Origin of the sequence: Desulfovibrio sp. UIB00 (assembly GCF_022508225.1) — a bacterium.
GTDB lineage: Bacteria > Desulfobacterota > Desulfovibrionia > Desulfovibrionales > Desulfovibrionaceae > Desulfovibrio.
Window position 1 is genome coordinate 1 of sequence record NZ_JAETXJ010000006.1, and the last position, 20,622, is coordinate 20,622.

The following is a 20,622-nucleotide window of genomic DNA, read 5'->3' on the forward strand; positions in this document are numbered from 1 at the left end:
TTCTCAAGGCGCGAGGAGCGTTTATGCTCCCCTTTGCTTTCAAAGTCAACAACTTTTTTTTCATTTCGTGAAACTTTCGTTTCACCGTGAAGCCAGTCGTTTTCTTCAATCGCGAGGAGCGTTTATGCTCCCCTTCGCGTCAGGAGTCAACCGTTATTTTCGTTTCCGCGAAAATTCTTTTCGCTTGCGTTTCCGTGGACCGTTTTTCCCTTGTCGCGAGGAGCGGTTATGCTCCTCCCCGTTCCGCAAGTCAACCTTTATTTCAGCTTTTCGTAAATTAACCACAAAAAGCATGGGTTGCTCGTGCAACGGAAGTTAAAAATAGCGAAACGGCGCCACAGAGTCAAGCTGTAGTGCCGTTTTTTCGCAACCATTTGCCGAACTCGCCGACGTTTCAGACGATTTTGACTTTTTTCACCCCTCGCAAGGCAATCACCAGCAGCGCCCCGCACAGCGCGCACTGCCAAGGATCCAGATTCGTCAACAGCATCACGGTCAGTGCCAGCATACCGCCAAAGGCGGCTGCCGTAGCGTACAGTTCTTCCTCCACGGCACGGGCCATATCCCCGAGGCAGAGGTCTCGAGCAATGCCGCCCACAAGCCCACCCAGTATTCCAACCAATATACTACCCGTAGGGCCAAGCCCGGCCATCACGCCCTTTACGGTTCCTATGCCAGCCCCAAGTGCCAGCCCCAGGGCATCCAACCAGTAAAAGGCCAACCAGGCCCGGCTGCTTTGCCCTATAATGATACCGGCAATGCCGCCGCTTACGCACGCAGCGAGATACTCCCCCTGATTGAGGGTAATGGCGCCGTAGCCGAGCAGCCCATCACGAGCAAGCGGTGCTGCCATCCCAGCCAGACAGGCAAGAACGGCAGCACCGCTGAAATGTGCGCCCGTAGAGCGCGCCCGGCAAGATGCGGCAGCGGCCAGCACGAAGCTGGCCGCCAAGTCTAACACAAATAAGGGGAGGTTCTGCATACGCTGCACCTGAACGCCAAATCATTTCGTCGTGAAATGCTCTGGCAAGGATTTGCCTGCCAATCATTACCGCGAACAGGCACAGCGGGTTTTGCCCACGATGAGCGCCTGTTTCAAAGCTTCTGCTCTACTTGGCCAGCCCCACTGCCCGGCGTTCACGAATGACCGTCACACGGATCTGACCGGGGTAGGTCAGATTTTTCTCAATCTTTTCAGCTATATCCTTGCAGAGAATATACGTGGTGTCGTCATCAACCATGTCGGAGTTGACCATAACGCGAATCTCACGGCCAGCCTGAATGGCGTATGCCTTGCTGACGCCATCAAAGCTGGTGGCAATGCCTTCCAGATCTTCAAGCCGCTTCACATAGTTTTCAAGCAGCTCTTTACGTGCGCCAGGGCGCGCGCCGGAGATGGAGTCAGCCGCCTGCACCAGCACTGCCAAGGCCGTTGAGGGGCGCTGGTCTTCATGGTGGGCTGCAATGGCGTGGATGATCTCCTGGCTTTCGTTGTACTTTTTGGCGAGGTCGGCGCCGATAAGGGCGTGCGGGCCTTCCACCTCATGGTCAACGGCCTTGCCTATGTCGTGCAACAGGCCAGCCCGCTTGGCTTTTTTGACGTCCATGCCGAGCTCGGCGGCCATCATGCCGCACAAGGCCGAAACTTCAAGAGAGTGCTGGAGCACGTTTTGGGTAAACGAGGTACGGTAACGCAACTGCCCGAGCAAACGGACAATTTCCGGATGGATACCGTGAACGCCCGCGTCAAAAGTGGCCTGCTCGCCCACTTCGCGCACCTGGGTGTCCAGTTCCTGCTCACACTTCTGCACAATGTCTTCAATGCGGGCAGGGTGAATGCGACCATCCTGGATCAAGCGCTCAAGCGCCATTTTGGCAACCTGGCGGCGCAAGGGGCTGTAAGCTGAAAGAATAACGGTTTCAGGCGTATCATCTATAATAAGATCCACACCTGTGGCAGCCTCGAGCGCGCGGATGTTGCGACCTTCGCGCCCGATGATGCGGCCCTTCATGTCTTCGCTCGGAAGGGTCACAGCGGTCACGGTCTGCTCGTTGACGTAGTCGCCCGCATAGCGCTGGATGACATTACAGAGGATTTCTTTGGCTTTGCGGTCGGCAGTTTCGCGCGCTTCCATTTCAATCTGGCGGATCATGCGCGCCGATTCGTGCCGGGTTTTGGCTTCAATTTCGCCAAAAAGCCGGACCTTTGCCTCATCAGCGGTGAGCCCTGCAATTTCAGAAAGCCGCTGTTCCTGCTCTTCAATACGGGTCTGCAAAAACATTTCAGATTCAGCAAGCTGGCGTTCCTTGCGGGCCAGATCCTTCTCTGAAGTCAGCAGTTCATGTTCTCTTGTGGTTGCTTTTTCAAGCTTTTCCTCAAGGCGACCGCCCATTTCTTCAAGTTTGCGTTCGCGGGCCTTGACCTCGCGCTCACGTTCCTTGAATTCGTTTTCAAGTTCCCGCTTCTGATTGAACAGATCGTCCTGGCCCTGAAGCAATATCTCTTTTTTCTGGGCCTGCGCCTCTTTGCGCGCTTCCGCAACTATACGCTTCGCCAGATCTTCGGCGTCGCCCACACGTTTTGCGGCAGAACGCTTGTGCGCAAACACCCCCAGCGCAACCCCCAGCAGCGCCGCAGCTACAAGCGCTGCAATGAACAATGGATCCATGAATCCAGCCTCTCTCTTTTATCAATACGGACCCTGCGCCAAGAGGCGCGGGCCGACGAACACCGGCAAGCGGCAAAACTGCCGCACGCCGTAGCAAAATGAGCCCAAAGGGGCTGCTGAAACCCTGGCTGGATACCGATTGACGGTCAGGAATGAACTGCGCAAAAGCACCGGCTGCTAAGAATGGCAGCCAGATACGTCAAAAGAAGGCGCGTTCCCCGGAGCGCCGTGTCATGCTTGCGGTACAGAACCTGGATAACCAGGTCGGGCGCCTGTATGTCCTTTCCGGGCTTCCCGGTCTTGCCGGGCGTGCACACACAAAGACAGTGACGGCTCCCTATTATATTCTTGTCAGGTTAGCACCGAGGCATAAATCACGCGCGTCCCAGGGAAGCGCCCAAAGGAGCCTAAGAGGACTCCTCTATTTTTGAAAGCAAGGTTGAGACGCGATTCTGCACGTCCGCCTGCTCTTTCTGCGATTGCAACAAATCATCCGCCAGTCCAAGGGCCATAAAAGTCAGCAGAATGTCCTTGGTCTGCCCTCCGTGGAACCTCAGCTTCTGGTCTGCGAACCGTTCCTCCACCAGCCGCACGGCTTCCTGTACGCGCCGCATGTCGGCTCCAGGCTTGAATGCAATGCTCAGCCCAAGAACGGTGAGGTTGATAGTATCCTGGTTCACAAAAACCTACTCGACGCTGTCGTGCTCCTGAATCCTGCGCAGCAAGGCGTCAATGCGATTCAGCGCCTCAGTACGCAGCGTTTCTTCGTTTTCAAGAGCTTCGCGCAGCTTTTGGTTTTCTTCATCAAGTGCGTCATTTCTGGCTGCCACGTCGGCAGACTCCGCACTGATTTTCGCGTTTTCCGCCTTGAGGCGGTCAAGTCGGGCCAAAAGCGCCTCAACCTGCGATTCAAGCTGCTCCAAAAGTTCCATGATTTGTAGATAACACTGCGACATGACCTTGGCAAGAATGGATACGCTCGGGCGAAAAAATACCCGCGCCGACCTGTGCCGACGCGGGCTGCAAAAAGCCTAAACCCTTGCGGCACAGGCCGCCAGGGCCGTTTATTTATTCCTGCGGGGCAGATTTTTCTGCTTTTCGCGGGCAATGGCAAGCTCGCCGTTGGGCACGTCGCGGGTAATGACCGATCCTGCCCCCACAAGGGCGTCGTCGCCCACGGTCACAGGGGCAACCAGGGCGGTATTGCTGCCAATAAAGGCATAGCGGCCGATTTTGGTCTGGAACTTGTGCTTTCCATCGTAGTTGCAGGTAATTGTGCCCGCGCCGATGTTGGTGCCCTCGCCTATTTCGGCATCGCCAAGATAGGTAAGGTGATTAGCCTTGGCGCCTTTGCCAAGGTGGGTCTTTTTAAGCTCCACAAAATTGCCTACATGCGACTGCTCTTCAAGCACCGCGCCGGGCCGCAGGCGGGCAAAGGGCCCCACCAATGCGGATGCGCCCACGCGGGCTTTTTCCAGATGGGAGAAGGAGCGGATCTCTGCATTATTTGAGATCACGCAGTCGCGCACTACGCAGTGCGAGGCAACGCTGGCCCCACGGCTGATGCTGGTGCGCCCATAAATTTCGCACGGCCCCGTCAATTCCACGCCGGGTTCAACCTGCGCCAGAGGCCCCACACGCACCGATCCCGGCGCATGTACGATAACGCCCGAAGCAAGCAGATCATCAACAATACGGGCGCGCAGGGTTTCTTCCATGCGGGAAAGCTCAAGCGGCGAATTCACGCCCATGAGCGAATCATCGCGGCCGCACTGGATGCCGAGAACTTCGTATTTTTCCGCAACGGCGAGGCCGATGAGGTCTGTAATGTAATATTCGCCGCTCTTGTTGCTGTTGTTCAGGTGTGGCAAAAGGCTTTGCACCGCACCAAGGCTGCAATAGTACATGCCCGCGTTGACCTCGTTGGAGGGCGGCCCGTAAAGCGAGGAATCATAATCCTTGGCTTCCACAATGGCCTTGACCTTGCCCTGCTGGCGCACCACCCGGCCATACGCGCCGGGGTTGTCCAGCTCAATGGTGGCAAAGGCCAGGTCAGCGCCAACGGCCTCGGCAAGAAAAGAACGAACCAGAGATTCCGAAAGCAGGGGCGCATCGCCGTTGACCACCAGCAAATGGGTGCAACCGGCTTCGGTCAGTGCGGGCAGAGCCTGAATAAGAGCGTGGCCTGTGCCAAGCTGCTGCTCCTGCAGCACAAAGCGGGCATCAGGAAAGGCGGCCTGCACCATTTCGGCGCGATGCCCGGCCACAATCCAGACGTCTTCCGCAAAAACAGGGCGCAGAGCCTCAATGACGCAGGCAAGCATTGGCTCGCCCAGCAGCGTTTGCAGCACCTTGGGCCTGTCCGAGTGCATGCGGGTTCCCTTGCCCGCTGCAAGAATCAAAGCCGCGTTCTTCGGCATGGATATCTCCTTCGTTCGCCACATATGGCGGGAATCTGTGCAGGCAGACCAATAGCCTCTTGCGGGCCAAACAGCAAGACCGCAGAGTTAATCTGCGTTGCGCGGCGCTGTTTGGGTGTTTACCCCGTGCTCGTGCGACGGCAGGCCAATCACGCAAAGTCTGGCATAGGTGCTGTGCAGGCGCGCATTCAGCGCATCTGAAGAAAGATCGGCCATGCGGGGAAACATGCGCTTGAGCACCATCACAGCCTTTGCGGCTGCGGGCGTCAGTTGCAGGCCAGACCAATTGGCGAGGCGCAGGCACCGCCCCCCGTAATAATCCTGAACATAGCGCAGGTTGCCCGTATCATTGCGCGGCACACTGTGGCTGAACAGCGGCGCGGCTGCGAGCACTGCCTTTGTAAAAAAAGCCTGCATGGCCCGTGAACGCTCAGGATCAAGCTCGCAGAGATATCCGGCAGAAACAAGGCAGCCGGCGGCATGGGCCAGCCAGCCTGCGCACTTGGCCTGCAAGGGGAACTCCGGCAGCTCGGCCAGCATACGGCCAACCTTTTCGTGCATAAGTGAGTCATGGTGATACATACGGGCGCGGTTTTCCGTCATCCCGCCGCCATGCTTGCGGTAAAGCACCACACCATCTGTATTTATGCCCACTTTGGCCCCCAGACCGTAGCAACGCAACCAGTAATCCTGATCTTCACAGGATTTTAGACTTTGATCAAAATAACCAGCATGCCGCACAATATCTGTTCGCACCATATAGCAATGCACAGGAGCAAGATTGGCATTACATGCATGCACATCCCAATGGCTGTTGACCAGCGACCACAACCCATCGATCTGCCCATTTACGCCTTCTGAAAAATCCAGACAGCGACAGATGACAATATCAATTTCAGGCTGAACGGCAAAAGCTTTCAGCTGGCTCGCCAGCAATCCCTTTGTATGAAGGTCATCCGCGTCAAGAAAGGCGATGAAATCACCGCGCGCTGCACGCAGTCCAGCGTTCCTGGCTGCGGAAAGTCCTTGGTTTTCCTGATAGATATAATGCACATCCGGCCCAAAAGAACGGGCAACCTCAGCGGTGTTGTCCGTTGAGCCATCATCCACCACAATCACTTCCACTTCCACCTGCGGGCAGCGCTGTTGCAGCAAGCTGGAAACAGCGTGAGGAAGGAAATCGGCGTAATTATAGCTGGGGATTATTACTGAAACCAATGGTGGAGGAGTCATGCGATGTCCTGTTATGCCGGGTAAGCACCATGCAGGAGTGCTGATAACGCGCACCAAGCAGATTCAAGGCGCGCCTTTCAGCACCCCCGCACGCCGATTTCAGTTCTTCCAAATAAAGGTAAACACCTGCTCCACATCGGGGTGCAGGGTGTGGTGCACGGGGCAGCTTTGTGTGCAGCGCTCAATTACCGCCTTTTCCTTTGCGGAATATTCGCGGTCGGGCATTTTGAAGGTCACTTCAATCTTGCCGATGCGACGCGGGTCGGCGCTCATGGTTTTGCTGATCTCCATCTCTGTGCCGGTCACGTCCACGCCATGCGTCTTTGCATAAATGCCAATAATGGTCATGGCGCAGGCTCCAAGGGCTGTGGCGCACAGGTCGGTGGGCGAAAAAGCCGCGCCCAGCCCCTGATTGTCCGAGGGGGCGTCCGTGATGATCTTTGTGCCGCTCTGGTTGTGGACGCACTCCACGCGCAGATCCCCAAGATATTTTGCACTGACGGTAGCCATGGCAACTCCTGCGGTTTTGCCGGTCAAACGGCAGTTATGGATGATTAACCAAAAACATTATGCTCGCGCAGCGTGTTACAGGCAATAGCCAGCAAGGTCAGCCCGCCCAGCAGTTCCGCCCAGCCGTTGACCGCGCAGAGGTTGGCCAGCGCCTTGCCCAGATACACGCCCACAGCGGTGATGACCGCGCACACCAGACCGATCATCAGGGCCGGGCTCCAGACAGAAGTTCCCAGAATTGCAAAAGAAAGCCCCACGGCCAGGGCGTCTATGCTTGTGGCAACGCTCAGCACCAGCAGGTTGCGCCCCGCAGTGGGATCCACCGAAGGGCGCGGACAGGAGGAACTCGCCCGTAGGGCCGAAAACCCCGAAAATACCATCTTGCCGCCTATCCAGCCCAGCAGGGCAAAGGCGATCCAGTGATCCCACGCTTCCATATAAGAACGCACGGTAATACCCAGATACCACCCCACCACCGGCATGGCGAACTGAAAAAAACCGAATGCCGCAGAAAGGCGGAAGTAATGGCGCGCCTGCGGCGCGCGCAGGGCGCAGCCCGAAGCCAGAGCAACGGCAAAAGCATCCATGGAAAGAGCAACGGCCAGAAGCAGAACAGCAAAAAACGACATAAAAACCCCATGCTGCGGTGCGCCATGACCGCCCAAATTGATTGCAGAGTGGCGTGAACTATAGGGCAAGGGCCGCTCAGGAGCAAGAGAGGTCTTTCGCTTGCGGCTGACACGGCCTCGGGATACAAGGCTGGGTATGCAAACTATTCCTTCTTGGCTTTTCTGCTGGCAATGGATTGCCGCTGTTCTGACCCTGGGCGCAAGCGCCGCTTCGGCCATGCCCATTATTGTTGCTCTCACCCTGGCCACCGGCAGACGCGGACAGGCCAGGCTCAGCGCCTATGGCGCGCGCACCCTCGCCCGCTGCGCTGCGGGGCTGGCTGTTCTTGGCCCGCTGCTGGCCGCAGGCAGTGTTCTTGCCCTGCTGGCAAGCGTACGCAGCACGGAACACATGTTTGAAGGCGTATCCTTGTGGATGCCCGCCATGCTGCCCTACACAACGGCGGTTGCCGCCTGGCTGGCTGGCATAATCAGCCTGCTGCTGTATCTTGCGGCTGACCGCGCTGCCCCCGTGCCGCAAGCTGCGCAGGATTACTGGCAGCCGGGGCAGATCGGCCTGCGTGTCGGCCTTGCGCTGCTGGCGGCCCTCTGCTTTTTTGCCGCGCAGGTTTTGCCCAACTGGCCCTTTTCCGGCCTGCCGCAAGGGCTGAGCATGGGGGATGTGGTTCTGGCCGTGCTTCCCAAAACCTTGCACGACTACTTTACCGCATTGGCCCCAGCGGGCAGTGTTGCGCTGATCATCCTTTCCCTTGTGGCCCGCAACGGCGGAGCCGCATTCACGCTGGCAGACGAGCAGCGCGCTGCCCGCTGGTGCGCCCTGTGGGCCATGGTGGGCTTTATCCCCCGCTGCATTGACCGATGGGGGCTTGTGATCGGCTTTTCTCTGCGTCAGGGGCCCTTGCCGCAAGGTCTGGCGGAACAGGCAATGGGCCTTGTGCCCATGACCCTCGCCATTGCCTGCTGGGTGGCCCTGTTTGTTCTGCGCGCCCCCCGCAAATTTTACTGGCTCAACGTTCTTGGGCTTCTGCTGCTTGTGCTGGGCGCGAGTTTTCCGTTCCTTTTGGCGCTCGGGCGCTGATGCTTGCCCCGCACACGGGCTGCGCGTATACCCAACTGCACATACGGATTTGATTTTTCCGCAACCCGGAGGTTCCCATGCGGACTTTATTTTTTCTGTCCCTTCTCATGCTCTGCCTGACGGTTACAGCACAGGCTGAACCGCGCTCGTTTACGCTTTTTAGTGCCGACCTGCCCCAGGGCTGGGACGGCGAAGAAAAAATGGGCTTCAAATCGGGCAATCCCGATGAATGCATGCTGATTCTGGGCCTTTCCAACGAAAAGAAAGACGACTACGCCGCGCTCATCAGCATTTTTGTTCTGCCCAATACGCAAAATGACGACAGCGCATCCCTTGCCAACAAACTGGCCCCTCTTCAAGCCAACGCTTCCCAGCCCCGCCCGCAGGGGCCGTTCTGGACGTTTAACGGCGAACTGCGCAGCCAGGCCTTTCCCGTCCCCGGCGTAACCAAGGTCAACGCCACGGAGGACAAGGTCATTATTGCCATTGTTCAGGATCCTGACCAGCGTGGAGCCGAGGCTGTTTTTGCCAGTCTCAAAGGCCTCACCCCCGAAACGCGCAAGCTGCTCGGCCAGTAAACAGACTCTGCACATAGTTGACGCGGCTTTTGCTCAACAGGCCGTAATGTAAAACACCGGCTGTCCTTTGCAGGGCAGCCGGTGTTTTACATTTATTCCGCTTCAGGCGGGCTTATTCGTGCCAGCCCAGAAACATCTTGTAGGCATCGTTGTTGGATTCTTCCACATGGGGATAGCCCATGGCTTCAACGCGTTTGAGAAAATCCTCAAAAGCTTCCTTCTTTTCATCGGGCGCTTCAAATCCCACAAGCACGCGGCCAAAATCCGCGCCGTGATAGCGGTACTGGAACAGCGAAATGCTGAAATCCACGCGCATGGCGTCCATAAAGTCCAGCAGCGCGCCGGGGCGTTCGGGGAAGGTGAAACGCAGCAAACGCTCGTGCAGAATCTGGGGCGCGTTGCCGCCCACCAGATGCCGCACATGCACCTTGGCAAGTTCGTTATCCGTAAGGTCAATGGCCTCAAAGCCCTTGCCCCGCAGTTCTTTCAGCACCTGGGCCACATCATCGCGCCCGTTGATCTTGATGCCCACCAGTACTCTGGCCTTTACCGGGTCTGAATACCGGGTGCAGAGTTCCGTAATGTTGCGGCTGCCAAAAGAGGCGCACAACTGCCGGAAGCTGCCCACGGTTTCGGGGATGGTCACTGCCAGCAGGGCTTCACGCTGAGCGCCTATTTCCGCGCGGTCAACCACGTGGCTCAGACGGTCAAAGTTCATATTTGCGCCGCTCACAATGGCTACCAGGGTGGCATCATGCAGATCCCCCGCCTTGGCATAGGCCCGCAGGCCAGCCAGAGCGAGCGCGCCCGCAGGCTCGGCCACAACGCGGGTGTCTTCAAAAATATCCTTGATGGCACCGCAGATGGCGTCCGTTTCAACGGTGATGATGTCGTCAAGCAGGTCGCGGCACAGAACAAAAGTTTCTTCACCCACCAGCTTGACGGCCACGCCGTCGGCAAACAGGCCCACATCGTGCAGTTCCACCCGCTGCCCGGCCATTACGGAACGCCGCATGGCATCGGAATCCACAGGCTCCACGCCGATGACGCGGATTTCAGGCCGCAGGTTCTTGATGTAGGCCGCGACGCCCGCCGCCATGCCGCCCCCGCCGATGGGGACAAACACGGCGTGTATATCGCCGGGGTGCTGGCGCAGAATTTCCATGCCGATGGTGCCCTGCCCTGCGATGACATCCGGGTCGTCAAAGGGCGGAATATACACGCAGCCGGTTTCCTGAATCAGGTCAAGCGTATGCTTCCAGGCATCGCTGAAAGACTCCCCGGAAAGCACAACCTGACCACCCAACCGCTTCACAGCCTCGACCTTGATGGCGGGCGTGGTCACGGGCATGACGATGGTAGCCTCGCACCCCAGCCTGCGCGCGCCAAGGGCAACGCCCTGAGCGTGATTGCCAGCCGAGGCGGTAATAATGCCCCTGCGCAGCTCTTCCTTGGAAAGATGCGCCATCTTGTTGTAGGCGCCTCTAATCTTGAAGGAAAAAACAGGCTGGAGGTCTTCGCGCTTGAGCAAAATATTATTGCCGGTGCGGCGCGAAAGACTGACCGCCTCGTCCAGAGGGGTTTCTACCGCCACGTCGTACACGCGGCTCAAAAGGATACGGTTCAGGTATTCGCTGTGCTTGTCCATGAAAATGTCCTTGCGGGGCTTCGCGCATGGCCGCCCTTGCGGTCGAAAAACGCATTTTGTGAGGCCAATCTTTATATACCTGCAAGAAATGCTTCTCAAGTGCTTACTTTTTAAACTTCGCGCTGCGTTATGGGCCGAAATTCTGTTTCTGCCATGTTTTTTTCACGCGGCAGGGCACATCGGCTCACGGCTTGCCCCACTGTTGCGTATCTGTACAGCTACAGGCCATTGCGCTATGCTTGCCGAATGACCGAACCAACTTCCGAATTTTCCCAATCTGAAACCCACGGCCTGACCGAATACACGCCGCACATTTCAGTGCGCGCCGCAGGCCGCCTGTGGCGGCTCACCCGGGCCGCCGACCTTGAGCAGCTTTGGGACGCCATGACGGCCTCGCCCGATGATTTTGACGATGAGCGCCTGCCCTACTGGACGGAACTCTGGCCTTCAAGCGTTGCCCTGGCGGGCTGGCTTGCGCAGCAACGGCAATACATTGCCGGGCAGCCCTGTCTGGATATCGGCTGCGGCCTGGGCCTCACCGCCATGGTGGGCCAATGGCTTGGCGCAAAAATGACTGCCATGGACTATGAGGAAGCCGCCCTGCACTTTGCGGCCCGTAACGCCGATATCAACGAAGTGCCGCAACCGTTGTGGACAGTCATGGACTGGCGGCGGCCCGCCGTGCGGGCGCAGAGCATGCACCGCATCTGGGGCGGCGATATCATGTATGAAAAACGTTTTGTGGCTCCGGTGCTGCGCTTCCTTGACCATGCCCTTGCCCCTGATGGCGCGGCATGGGTGGCGGAGCCGGGCCGCACAGTGTACGATGCTTTTCTGCACGCGCTGCAAAACGGCGGCTGGCAAGGCAGACGGGTGTATCACGAAACAGTGGATCCCCTTTACGCCCAGCCAGTGCCCGTTACCGTACACGTTTGGGAAATCAGCCGCCGGGCCTGAGTTCGGGGCGTTCTTCAACCACAGCAATCAGCCCTTATGGGCCATACGGGAAATACCATGGGAAACCTGGCGCGCTTCGGCGTTTCTTTGGATGAAGATCTGCTGGAACCTTTTGACCAGCTGTGCAAACGCAAAAGCTATCCCAACCGTTCTGAAGCCATACGCGACCTTATCCGCAAGGCGCTGGTGGAGGAACGCTGGAGCAACGACGCTTCCGGCGCGGGCACGCTCACCCTGGTGTATGACCACCACAAAAACGATCTGGCCCGTCGGCTCATGGCCATCCAGCACGACGACCACGATCTTATTGTCACCACGCTTCACGTGCATCTGGATCACTACAACTGCCTTGAGGTGCTTGTGCTTAAGGGCGAACCCAAACGATTGCGCGCCCTTGCCGACAAACTGATCTCCTGCCGAGGCGTCAAGCACGGCACTTTTACCGCTACTACTACAGGACAGGATCTGGCATAATGGAAGACGTACAGAGCCACGCCCCGCAGGTTGCCCTGAATATTGACCGCGTGGGTGTTCGCGAGCTGAAGCTGCCCCTGCTGGTGCGCGACCGCTGCCAGGGGACGCAACAGACCGTGGCTACCGTAGACCTTGGGGTGGACTTGCCTTCATCCTTTAAGGGTACCCACATGAGCCGCTTTGTTGAGGCTCTGGAGCAATGGAACGATGAGATCAGCTATCAGTCCGTGCGGCGGCTGCTGGTCAATATCAAGGAACGGCTTGGCGCGCGGCGGGCCTATGCCCGGTTCTGTTTTCCCTATTTTATTGTCAAAAAGGCCCCTGCCTCGGGCAGCCCGGCCACGGTTGCCTACGAATGCCGCCTCACCGGCGAGCTGGACGACAAGGGCCAGTCGTTCGTTCTTGAAACCGATGTTCCGGTTATGACTGTCTGCCCCTGCTCCAAGGCCATCAGCCGCGAGGGCGCGCACAGCCAGCGGGCCATGGTGCGTATGCGTTTGCGCATGCGGGCTTTTTCGTGGCTTGAAGATTTCATCGATATTGCCGAAGAATCCGGCTCGTCCGCCGTCTACACCCTGCTCAAGCGCGAGGATGAAAAATTCGTCACAGAGAGCGCCTTTGCCCGCCCCACCTTTGTGGAGGATGTGGTGCGCAACGTGGCGCAAAAGCTCACGGCCCACGGGCAGGTGGAGTGGTTCAGCGTTGAGGTGGAGAGCATGGAATCCATCCACAACCACAATGCCTTTGCCCGCATTGAACGCGATCTCTCTGTTCGCTGACATGCCGTGCTGACGCTGATTACACTGGCGCCTTGCGGCAGCATGTTCTGAGTACGCGATAATACTCTGAAAAGCCGCCTCGCCCCTTGATTGCAAAAAACCCCAACCACCCGCCAACCGGGCCAAAAAAAAGTTTTTGTATTCGGGTAATACTTGTGCTAGTTAAGCCGTAAGGTGTGAATGATGAGTAGCAGTAGCCTACAGATCGGCGCATCAGCCTTGAATGCCTTTTCGTGGGGCACGGCTGTTACAGCGCATAATGTAGCCAACGTCAGTACGGCTGGTTTTGAGCCGCGCCGTGCCGTCTACTCCAGCAATGCCAACGATCAAGGCGTTAGTTTTGAAGCCGCGCTGAAAGACGCGGGATCAAAAGTCGGCCCCAGCTCGGACTGGAATGCCGCCAACGCCGTTCTTGATGTCACTTCCGGTATTCCCCTGGAAGCATCCGCACCCAGCGGTACGGATCTTGCGCGGGAATTCACTCAGATGATCTCCACCCAGCACGCCTATGAGGCAAACGCGCAGGTAGTGCGCACCAGTGATACCATGCTGGGTACGCTTTTAGACATCAAGGCTTGACCAACTACAGACAAACGGGGTTATTCCCGTTTTTTTTGCGTGACCCGCCGTTGCCTTTGTGCTGCGGCGCAACCCACACGGAGTGCCGATGGGTAGATGCCTGAAACTGTGTGCGCTGACTCTGGCTTGCGCCATGACCTTTGGCTGCGCAGTAAAAAACAACCAGCGTGGTGACTACAGCACACAAGCGGAACAGCGTTTTCGCCGTTCTTATGAAGCTGCTTTTGACAACAACGAGCAGCAGGGCAGCCAGCAGCTTTTGCGCAAGGCACGGTCTGCCATCGGCACCCCATATGTTCCCGGCGGCATGTCGCCGGGAGGATTTGACTGCTCGGGATTTGTCTGCTGGGCATACAAAAGCGTGGGCGTGAGCCTGCCGCGCACCGCCCGTGAACAGTCCGTTGTGGGTAAGCGCATCAATAATGTGGAAGAGATGCAGGTTGGCGATATTGTCGCCTTCCGCCACCCCCGCCGGGGCTATCACACCGGCATCTATGTGGGCGACGGCAAGTTCATCCACAGCCCCCACCGCCGCACCACCGTCCGTGTCAACTCACTGGACGACCCCTATTTCAAAGGCACATTCCTCGGCGCCCGGCGCGTCAAGATGGACGGCACCGAAAATCTTGTGGCCGAAGCCCAGACCCGCCTGAACGACTACGCGGAAGAAAAGGCCGTGCGCGATATTTATCGCAGCCACAAGCCCTCCTCCCGCTCCAGCGTTGCCAGCAACGACGACCACAGAAAGAGCAGCAAGGATCGCGGCAAGGAAAAAGACAAAGACCGCTCCAAGGATAAAAATCCTTCCAAATCGCGCGAGCAGTTTGTGGAAGTGGCCAGTCTGGACAAAAAGCACTCCACCCGCAAGATCGAGGTGGAAAAGGCTGACAAGTCGTCCTCCAGGTCTTCAAGCAAGGCATCCGTCAAGGAAGACAAGTCGGACAAAAAGAGCAGTGCATCTTCGTCCAAATCCAGTTCTTCCCGAGCTGAAGCTGAAAAGTCCGAACGCAAGAGCGAGGCCCGCAAATCTGACGCCCCCAAGGCTGAAGCGCGCAAGACGGAAAGCCACAAATCTGAAGCCGCCAAGAGCGACAGCAAGTCTGGCTCTTCCAAGTCCAGCGCCTCCAAGGGCGAATCGACCAAGCACGAATCCACCAAGTCTGAATCCGGCAAGAAGGACAAGAGCGATGGCAAGGTGGCTTCTTCCAAGTCTGACGATGGCAAGAGCAAAAAAACTCCCGCCAAAAACCGGGATTAGAATTCATAGGACATAATTGATGCTTCCTAATATTTCTCCTGCAGAAGCACTGAAGATGCTGCAGGATAACAAGGCTCGCCTTGTGGATGTGCGTGAAGCGGACGAACTCGCGGCATTGCGTGTTCCCGGTGCCGAAGCGGCCCCCCTTTCGGTCATTTCGTGGATGGATCTGCGCCCCGCCACCGCTGAACTCCCCATCATATTTACCTGCAATTCCGGCAACCGCACCACCAAGAACAGCGACCTGCTGCAAAAACTTGCGGCAGGCCCCGCATGGCAGATGGAAGGCGGCGTCAGCGCCTGGGCCAAACAGGGGCTGCCTGTGGAAACCTCCAAACAGACGCTGCCCATTTTTCGACAGATTCAGATTGGCGCTGGCGGGCTGGTGCTGGCTGGCGTTCTCGGCTCCCTGGCGTGGCCCTCAATGCTGTGGCTTTCGGCCTTTGTGGGCGCTGGGCTCGTGTTTGCAGGCGTGACTGGCTTTTGCGGTCTGGGCATACTGCTTTCGGCCATGCCCTGGAACAAAAAATAGTTTTATGCACGCCGCGCCTGTTATTCGCGGCAGGCTGGCTCCCAGCCCTACCGGCTATATCCATCTTGGCAATGCCTGGGCCTTTCTGCTCGCATGGCTTGCCGCCCGGGCCAGCTCTGGCGAGGTGGTTCTGCGCATTGAAGATATTGATCCGCAGCGCTCACGCCCCGAATACTCCGCAGCCCTCATTGAAGACCTGACATGGCTTGGCCTGGATTGGGATTATGGCCCGGACAAGCCGGAACCGGCTGGCGGATGTCTGGGGCCGTTTGAGCAAAGCCGCAGGAGCCAGCACTATGCGGCGGCCATTGCGCAGCTTGAAAGTGCAGGCCTGACGTATCCGTGCTTTTGCACGCGCAAGGAATTGCGCAGCATGGCAGGTGCGCCGCATGTTGATGATGCTGGAGCGCCCTACCCTGGCACTTGCCGCAGCCTGAATCAGGCGCAGCGGCAGGCATTGCTGGAGTCAGGCCGCCGCCCCTGCCTGCGTCTGCGCTGCCCGGACGGGTCCGTCAATTTCACCGATACTGTTTTTGGGCCGCGATCGCTCACGCTGGCAGACTGCGGGGGCGACTTTGCCCTGCGTCGCTCTGACGGCGTTGTGGCCTATCAGCTTGCCGTGGCCGTGGACGATGCGCTCATGGGCATAAATCAGGTGGTGCGCGGGCGCGACATCCTCATTTCAACACCGAGACAGATTGCTCTTCTCAAGCTCCTGGGCTATGGTGCACCCGCTTATGCGCATGTGCCGCTGCTTCTGGATGACGAAGGCGAGCGCCTTGCCAAAAGGCACCAGAGCCTCGCGCTGCGCAACCTGCGGCAAATGGGCGCAGACCCCCGCAGAATAACCGGATTGCTCGGCGCGCTTGCCGGGTGCAATCCCGGCGGCACTGCCGCCAGCCCTGCGGAACTGATACCGTATTTTTCGCTTTCGCGCCTTGATGGCGATGATATCCGCCTTGGGCGCGAGATGCTACGCGCGCTTGTGGCCTGACGGCCATTTGAATACAAACACCGCTCATGTAATGACAGAGGATGTTTATGACCATGCAGAACCTGGATCAGACCTTTTTGGACAAGATTTTTCCCGCTGGCCGTGCAGATGAATTTTTTGACGCGCTCTTTGGCGGCGCTGAAGAAGGCGCTTACGACATCGGCCTGGTTTGCCGCAGCGTTGAGCCGCAAAAGGCCAAGCTGGCCTTTGAACTGCGCCAGCGCCCCGGCAAGTGCCTTGCCTGCAACCTGACCTATGGACTGCCTCAGGTTTTCCAGCGGCACCCCATCCTGAATGTGGCTGGCGTTGCGCGTGATGTCGCCTCCCACCTCGGCTGGCCTGCGGAATCCACCAAGTGGAAGCTGGGCCACACGGAAGAAGTGAACCGCGAGCTGCACGTTATCCCCCTCGTGGTGGAATGCGCGTAAGCCGAACAGACCTATCCGCTTGACAAAGGCCCTGTTTTTTGGCACTTCATGTCGGTTGCCAGCTTAGCTCAGTTGGTAGAGCAGCTGATTCGTAATCAGCAGGTCAAGAGTTCAAGTCTCTTAGCTGGCTCCACAGAATTTAGCCCTCACGGTGAAAACCGCGAGGGCTTTTTTGTTGGAGCTTCAAAGGGAATTACATGGCCCCCACTAACACGGCTCCTCGATCCCTACTAACTGTACAAGCTAGAAAACTCATCCATAAGGGCAACATGTCATTTCCCTCGGTGCACAGCTTGCCTTATAGGATATCATGCTTAATTTCTAGCACGGTGCAAACAAAAACAGGCTCTACACCAAAAACATGGAGGGCGGATCATGCCAATGAGAGCAAGTGACATCGAGGTTGGTATCGTGAACAGTTTTATTGGTAGGGAGATCAACGAAAATATGCCGCCGATAAGAGAACTTCAGCGGAACTATGGAGCACAAAATACTTTAACAAATGAAAGTCGCCCCTTTGTTTGTATTGGTCATCGGGATGGCATCAGTCAATGGGCTGTAATAACAACAACCCAAAGGGCTGAACGGCTCCTGATAGACCTCTCATGGCGAACTTGGCAAGATGGAAATGACCACCACAGGCCCAATGTCAACTGGCTCACAGCCTCTCAATATATAAATGGGGCCGTCTTTCAAGGCCCTGATGAAATTTGGGCACTGCTGGCTCGAGACGACAACTCCAGCGGTCGTTTTAAAATCATTAATGAGGAAGGAATACGCCGAATCCATGAACATCTCTGTCCGCAGCTAGCAGAAACCAATCCAATATTTTAGACTACAATTTTCTTAATAATTAGTAGGTTGTAGTCTTCCTAGGTCACTTCAGGCTCTCTTTTTGGCCTTTGCTACACTTGGTCAGACAAAATAAAAACGGATTGAGAGCATTACCGTAATATATTTAACCTACCAAATGCGCCCCGGCTCCGATGCATGCGGGGTGTTAATTCTTGCACTCGATCGTTGCCCCCCCCAAAAAACATGATCGGCTTTCCCCGCCAAGGAGAAAGCCGATCATTTGTATCATCCTGATTTCTGTCTGCCGCGCAGGTTTGATCAGGAGGCAAGTTATGTTCGTTAATGGGGCCGCTCGGTGCTAGTCGCAAACGCCTTCATGTTCGGGGCCTTCGGGAACAGTGCAGGCATGTTGCTTTTTACCTGTTCCGTTGCACTCAAAACACTTTGTGCCAGCATCGTCTTTTCCCTTACCCTGACAAGCCGGGCAGGTGGTGTAGTCATCAACTCTCGTTTTCTGGGCCATAATGAGTCCCCCTTTCTGGAGTTATGCTATACATTACTACTAGCACCCCAGTGTCAAGGGCACAAGCCGACAGTTCCAGCCCGGATACCCGCAGCGGCAGCATACCGCGCAAACTTTGGCGCGCCCGTCAGGCAGTGCACGTATACCCACCGCCAGCTCCCGCCCCTCCCGTTTCATCCGCCCGGGCCTGCCCCTCCGGCTTTCTGCGCACGTACCTCCTGCCGCAGCCTGCACTTTTGCTACTGCGCAATGTTCACGCTTTTGTTGAAACAGCTACCAGAATGACAACCAGCGTGCGGACATATAATAAAATGTACGCATTTGAACATACAAACACTCTTACACATAAAAATAATGCAAGATATAAGACCTTACCTTGAAAAAGCGGAACAGTATCACGGTCACATTTGCAGCGGGCAGATTCTGGGCATCCGCATGACCCTGATGGCGCTCAAAGCCCTTGGAATGTCGCCGCAAGATGACATGCGAGATCTTGTCATTTTTCTGGAGACAGACCGCTGCGTCGCAGATGCTTCCTACGTGGTTACTGGTGTGACTGTGGGCCGCAGGCGGGTCAAGATGTACAGCTACGGAAAAACAGCCATGTCCTTTCTGGATTTGAAAACAGGTAAGGCCGTGCGCGTCAGCGTCATCACCTCCGACAGGCCGCCCCACCATGCGGATAAAGCCGCCCAGCTCTCCTTTTGGGAAGGCTACGACGACAACGACATTTTTTCCTGCCAGCCTGTGAGTATCGCCATGCCGGAGGGCGAGTTGCCCGGCCCGCCCGCGCGCATTGCGACCTGTTGCGTCTGTGGCGAGGATGTGCTGGATTGCAAGGAAATTGTGCAGGATGGCAAAACATACTGCCGGGCATGCCTCAATGGCGCATATTACAGCCCGCTTGGGGGCAGCCATGCATAATCGTTGGCATTTGTATGACGAACTTATTGATTCCGTTCCGTCAACCGAACTGGTTAAATCCTTTGTTTACGGCGATCACTGGCTGATGGTGGAATCGGACGCCGGGGGCGTGGGCATGGCCCAGCATTTCCCGACCATGCCGGGCGCGCAGGATTCCGCGCTCTCACCATATGAAATTGTCGGCCAGCCCTTGCGGAAGGTGGCTGAACGTCTCAAGTCGTGGGATTTCAATCAGGCCTCCATTGGTCTTGCGGCCCTGAATGCTGCTAACAACACCTTGGCCCTGCGGCCAGAAAGCCCCATTCAGCCCGGCATAAATCGCATGCCCGGAGATGCCTTCAAATTTTTTCGTGCAGAATCCGCAGGCAAAAAGGTTGCGGTGATCGGGCATTTTCCCGGTTTGCGCATGCTGCGCCAGCACTGCGACATGTGCATTCTTGAGCGCAATCCACAGCCCGGCGACCTGCCCGACGCCGCAGCGGAATATATTCTGCCGGAGCAGGATATTGTTTTTGTCACGGGCACAACATTTATCAACAAAACCATCACCCGCCTGCTGGAACTGACCCAGAAGGCCAAGGTTTTCATGGTCGGGCCAAGTACGCCCATGCATCCCCTGCTGTTCCGGCACGGTTTTGCTTCGCTTTCCGGCCTGGTGGTGGAAAATGCCGCTGGCGTGGCCCGCGCCCTTAAAGACAACAACTGCGAGGCCATTTTTGCCAGTGGGGGCCTCAAGGTAAATCTGCTGCCCGGCGGTGCCCAGTGAATATTGAATCCTTTGATCAGCTTTGGGTCGATTACCAGCCAGACCGCAAGGACGCGCAGGAATTCTGGAACAAGCGCGCGCCATCGTTCAACAAGCGCATCCGTCGCAAAACTGCAGACGAACACCGCCAGCGCCTGATGGAACATCTTGCGCGCAAGGCTGGCCTTGACCACAACAGCGCGGTGCTGGATATCGGCTGCGGACCCGGTGCGCAAAGTCTTGAAATGGCCCCGCTGGTAGGGCGGGTGGAAGGCTTTGACCTTGCGCCCCGTATGATTGATCTGGCAAAGGGCAATGCCATTGAAGACAACTGCCCCAATGTCAGCTTTCGCGTTCTGGACTGGCAGACGGCAGACATCGACAACATGGGCTGGCGCAGACAATTTGATCTGGTTCTGGCATCGCGCACGCCAGCTATCAACAACCGCGCAACGCTGGAAAAGATGATTGCCGCCTCCAGCCGCGCCTGCTGCATGATCACGCATGTGGAAATGCGCCATTCTGTCAGGGATCAGCTCAAGAGCCTGCTCGACTGGGATGAACAGAAAGCCCGCATTGCCCGCAGTTTTTTTTGCGCTTTCAACATGCTGTTTCTGATGGGTTTTTACCCTGAGGTGGAATACTTTGACCGAGCGTGGGAAAGCGAAACGACCTTTGAGGATGCAGAGTTGATGCACCTCAATTATTTCAGCAGCATGATGACAGTTTCTGACAGTCTGAAAGCCGAAATGCGCAAAAAGCTGGCAAGCCTCTGTCGCAACGGGATTATTCAGGAAAAGGTGGAATCAAAGCTGGCCGTCATGTTCTGGAAAATATAGCTCACAGCGCCCGGCCACTGGCCGGGCCTT

The 20,622-nt window shown here is 57.0% G+C and carries 24 protein-coding genes, 1 tRNA gene and 1 other RNA gene; 15 read left to right on the forward strand and 11 right to left on the reverse strand.

Annotated features, from left to right (window positions below; translation table 11 throughout):
* Positions 1 to 394: 394 nt before the first annotated feature.
* From JMF94_RS10320 to JMF94_RS10360, 9 genes are all read right to left on the reverse strand, one after another.
* Positions 395 to 853, reverse strand: a complete 459-nt coding sequence (locus JMF94_RS10320; protein ID WP_240825018.1) for a TRIC cation channel family protein — start codon at positions 851 to 853, stop codon at positions 395 to 397.
* A gap of 256 nt (positions 854 to 1,109) precedes the next feature.
* Entirely contained in the window at positions 1,110 to 2,669 is a 1,560-nt protein-coding gene (gene rny, locus JMF94_RS10325) for a ribonuclease Y (protein ID WP_240825019.1), read from the reverse strand.
* Between the two features lie 211 nt (positions 2,670 to 2,880).
* A non-coding RNA gene (ssrS, locus tag JMF94_RS10330) (6S RNA) lies at positions 2,881 to 3,064 on the reverse strand.
* Positions 3,065 to 3,076: 12 nt separating this feature from the next.
* Positions 3,077 to 3,349, reverse strand: coding sequence for a cell division protein ZapA (locus JMF94_RS10335; RefSeq protein ID WP_022657505.1), 273 nt, complete (start codon positions 3,347 to 3,349; stop codon positions 3,077 to 3,079).
* A gap of 6 nt (positions 3,350 to 3,355) precedes the next feature.
* A complete protein-coding gene (zapB, locus tag JMF94_RS10340) occupies positions 3,356 to 3,601 on the reverse strand; it encodes a cell division protein ZapB (protein ID WP_215647360.1) in 246 nt (81 codons plus the stop codon).
* A 132-nt stretch (positions 3,602 to 3,733) separates the two neighbouring features.
* The gene (gene glmU / locus JMF94_RS10345) at positions 3,734 to 5,089 is read right to left on the reverse strand and encodes a bifunctional UDP-N-acetylglucosamine diphosphorylase/glucosamine-1-phosphate N-acetyltransferase GlmU (protein WP_240825020.1); all 1,356 of its coding nucleotides are present in this window, start codon (positions 5,087 to 5,089) and stop codon (positions 3,734 to 3,736) included.
* Positions 5,090 to 5,176: 87 nt separating this feature from the next.
* Positions 5,177 to 6,322, reverse strand: coding sequence for a glycosyltransferase (locus JMF94_RS10350; protein ID WP_240825021.1), 1,146 nt, complete (start codon positions 6,320 to 6,322; stop codon positions 5,177 to 5,179).
* Between the two features lie 99 nt (positions 6,323 to 6,421).
* On the reverse strand, positions 6,422 to 6,832 hold the full coding sequence (locus JMF94_RS10355) for an OsmC family protein (protein ID WP_240825022.1): 411 nt from the start codon (positions 6,830 to 6,832) through the stop codon (positions 6,422 to 6,424).
* 44 nt (positions 6,833 to 6,876) lie between these two features.
* Positions 6,877 to 7,461 carry a manganese efflux pump MntP family protein gene (locus JMF94_RS10360; protein WP_240825023.1) on the reverse strand — a complete coding sequence of 195 codons (585 nt, stop codon included), beginning with the start codon at positions 7,459 to 7,461 and terminating at the stop codon, positions 6,877 to 6,879.
* A 136-nt stretch (positions 7,462 to 7,597) separates the two neighbouring features.
* On the opposite strand from JMF94_RS10360, the gene JMF94_RS10365 reads away from it, so the two are divergent.
* Both JMF94_RS10365 and JMF94_RS10370 read left to right on the forward strand, forming a co-directional pair.
* Complete coding sequence (locus JMF94_RS10365) at positions 7,598 to 8,539, forward strand: spidroin-2 (RefSeq protein ID WP_240825024.1); 942 nt, start codon at positions 7,598 to 7,600, stop codon at positions 8,537 to 8,539.
* 77 nt (positions 8,540 to 8,616) lie between these two features.
* Positions 8,617 to 9,117, forward strand: a complete 501-nt coding sequence (locus JMF94_RS10370; RefSeq protein ID WP_240825025.1) for a protoporphyrinogen oxidase — start codon at positions 8,617 to 8,619, stop codon at positions 9,115 to 9,117.
* A 112-nt stretch (positions 9,118 to 9,229) separates the two neighbouring features.
* Here JMF94_RS10370 and ilvA read toward each other — a convergent pair whose 3' ends face one another.
* Positions 9,230 to 10,765: a threonine ammonia-lyase, biosynthetic gene (gene ilvA, locus JMF94_RS10375; RefSeq protein WP_240825026.1), complete on the reverse strand. Its 1,536-nt coding sequence runs from the start codon at positions 10,763 to 10,765 to the stop codon at positions 9,230 to 9,232.
* Positions 10,766 to 11,011: 246 nt separating this feature from the next.
* Between ilvA and JMF94_RS10380 the strand changes: the two genes are divergently transcribed.
* From JMF94_RS10380 to JMF94_RS10425, 10 genes are all read left to right on the forward strand, one after another.
* The gene (locus JMF94_RS10380; protein ID WP_240825027.1) at positions 11,012 to 11,722 is read left to right on the forward strand and encodes a 50S ribosomal protein L11 methyltransferase; all 711 of its coding nucleotides are present in this window, start codon (positions 11,012 to 11,014) and stop codon (positions 11,720 to 11,722) included.
* Between the two features lie 57 nt (positions 11,723 to 11,779).
* On the forward strand, positions 11,780 to 12,196 hold the full coding sequence (gene nikR, locus JMF94_RS10385; protein WP_233483062.1) for a nickel-responsive transcriptional regulator NikR: 417 nt from the start codon (positions 11,780 to 11,782) through the stop codon (positions 12,194 to 12,196).
* Positions 12,196 to 12,975 carry a GTP cyclohydrolase FolE2 gene (folE2, locus tag JMF94_RS10390; RefSeq protein WP_022657494.1) on the forward strand — a complete coding sequence of 260 codons (780 nt, stop codon included), beginning with the start codon at positions 12,196 to 12,198 and terminating at the stop codon, positions 12,973 to 12,975. The genes nikR and folE2 overlap by 1 nt, the downstream gene beginning before the upstream one ends.
* Before the next feature lie 183 nt (positions 12,976 to 13,158).
* Entirely contained in the window at positions 13,159 to 13,554 is a 396-nt protein-coding gene (locus tag JMF94_RS10395; RefSeq protein ID WP_240825028.1) for a flagellar basal body rod C-terminal domain-containing protein, read from the forward strand.
* A gap of 88 nt (positions 13,555 to 13,642) precedes the next feature.
* Positions 13,643 to 14,812 (forward strand): C40 family peptidase, encoded by a 1,170-nt coding sequence (locus tag JMF94_RS10400; protein WP_240825029.1) that lies wholly within the window; start codon positions 13,643 to 13,645, stop codon positions 14,810 to 14,812.
* A 19-nt stretch (positions 14,813 to 14,831) separates the two neighbouring features.
* Complete coding sequence (locus JMF94_RS10405; protein ID WP_276612905.1) at positions 14,832 to 15,344, forward strand: rhodanese family protein; 513 nt, start codon at positions 14,832 to 14,834, stop codon at positions 15,342 to 15,344.
* 4 nt (positions 15,345 to 15,348) lie between these two features.
* On the forward strand, positions 15,349 to 16,338 hold the full coding sequence (gene gluQRS, locus JMF94_RS10410) for a tRNA glutamyl-Q(34) synthetase GluQRS (protein ID WP_240825031.1): 990 nt from the start codon (positions 15,349 to 15,351) through the stop codon (positions 16,336 to 16,338).
* A 47-nt stretch (positions 16,339 to 16,385) separates the two neighbouring features.
* Positions 16,386 to 16,766, forward strand: coding sequence for a hypothetical protein (locus JMF94_RS10415; RefSeq protein WP_306666374.1), 381 nt, complete (start codon positions 16,386 to 16,388; stop codon positions 16,764 to 16,766).
* A gap of 57 nt (positions 16,767 to 16,823) precedes the next feature.
* Positions 16,824 to 16,899 (forward strand) — tRNA-Thr (locus tag JMF94_RS10420).
* 242 nt (positions 16,900 to 17,141) lie between these two features.
* Entirely contained in the window at positions 17,142 to 17,600 is a 459-nt protein-coding gene (locus tag JMF94_RS10425) for a hypothetical protein (protein WP_240825032.1), read from the forward strand.
* A 319-nt stretch (positions 17,601 to 17,919) separates the two neighbouring features.
* On the opposite strand, the gene JMF94_RS10430 is transcribed toward JMF94_RS10425, so the two are convergent.
* Complete coding sequence (locus JMF94_RS10430; protein ID WP_240825033.1) at positions 17,920 to 18,084, reverse strand: chaperone protein; 165 nt, start codon at positions 18,082 to 18,084, stop codon at positions 17,920 to 17,922.
* Positions 18,085 to 18,438: 354 nt separating this feature from the next.
* Here JMF94_RS10430 and JMF94_RS10435 point away from each other — a divergent pair, with 354 nt between their 5' ends.
* Genes JMF94_RS10435 through JMF94_RS10445 form a run of 3 tightly spaced genes read left to right on the forward strand, consistent with a single transcriptional unit; the run spans position 18,439 to position 20,592 of the window.
* On the forward strand, positions 18,439 to 19,008 hold the full coding sequence (locus JMF94_RS10435; RefSeq protein ID WP_240825034.1) for an FmdE family protein: 570 nt from the start codon (positions 18,439 to 18,441) through the stop codon (positions 19,006 to 19,008).
* Positions 19,001 to 19,774, forward strand: a complete 774-nt coding sequence (locus JMF94_RS10440) for a DUF364 domain-containing protein (protein WP_240825035.1) — start codon at positions 19,001 to 19,003, stop codon at positions 19,772 to 19,774. Before JMF94_RS10435 ends, JMF94_RS10440 begins: the two co-directional genes overlap by 8 nt.
* A complete protein-coding gene (locus JMF94_RS10445) occupies positions 19,771 to 20,592 on the forward strand; it encodes a class I SAM-dependent methyltransferase (RefSeq protein ID WP_240825036.1) in 822 nt (273 codons plus the stop codon). The genes JMF94_RS10440 and JMF94_RS10445 overlap by 4 nt, the downstream gene beginning before the upstream one ends.
* Positions 20,593 to 20,622: the final 30 nt, after the last annotated feature.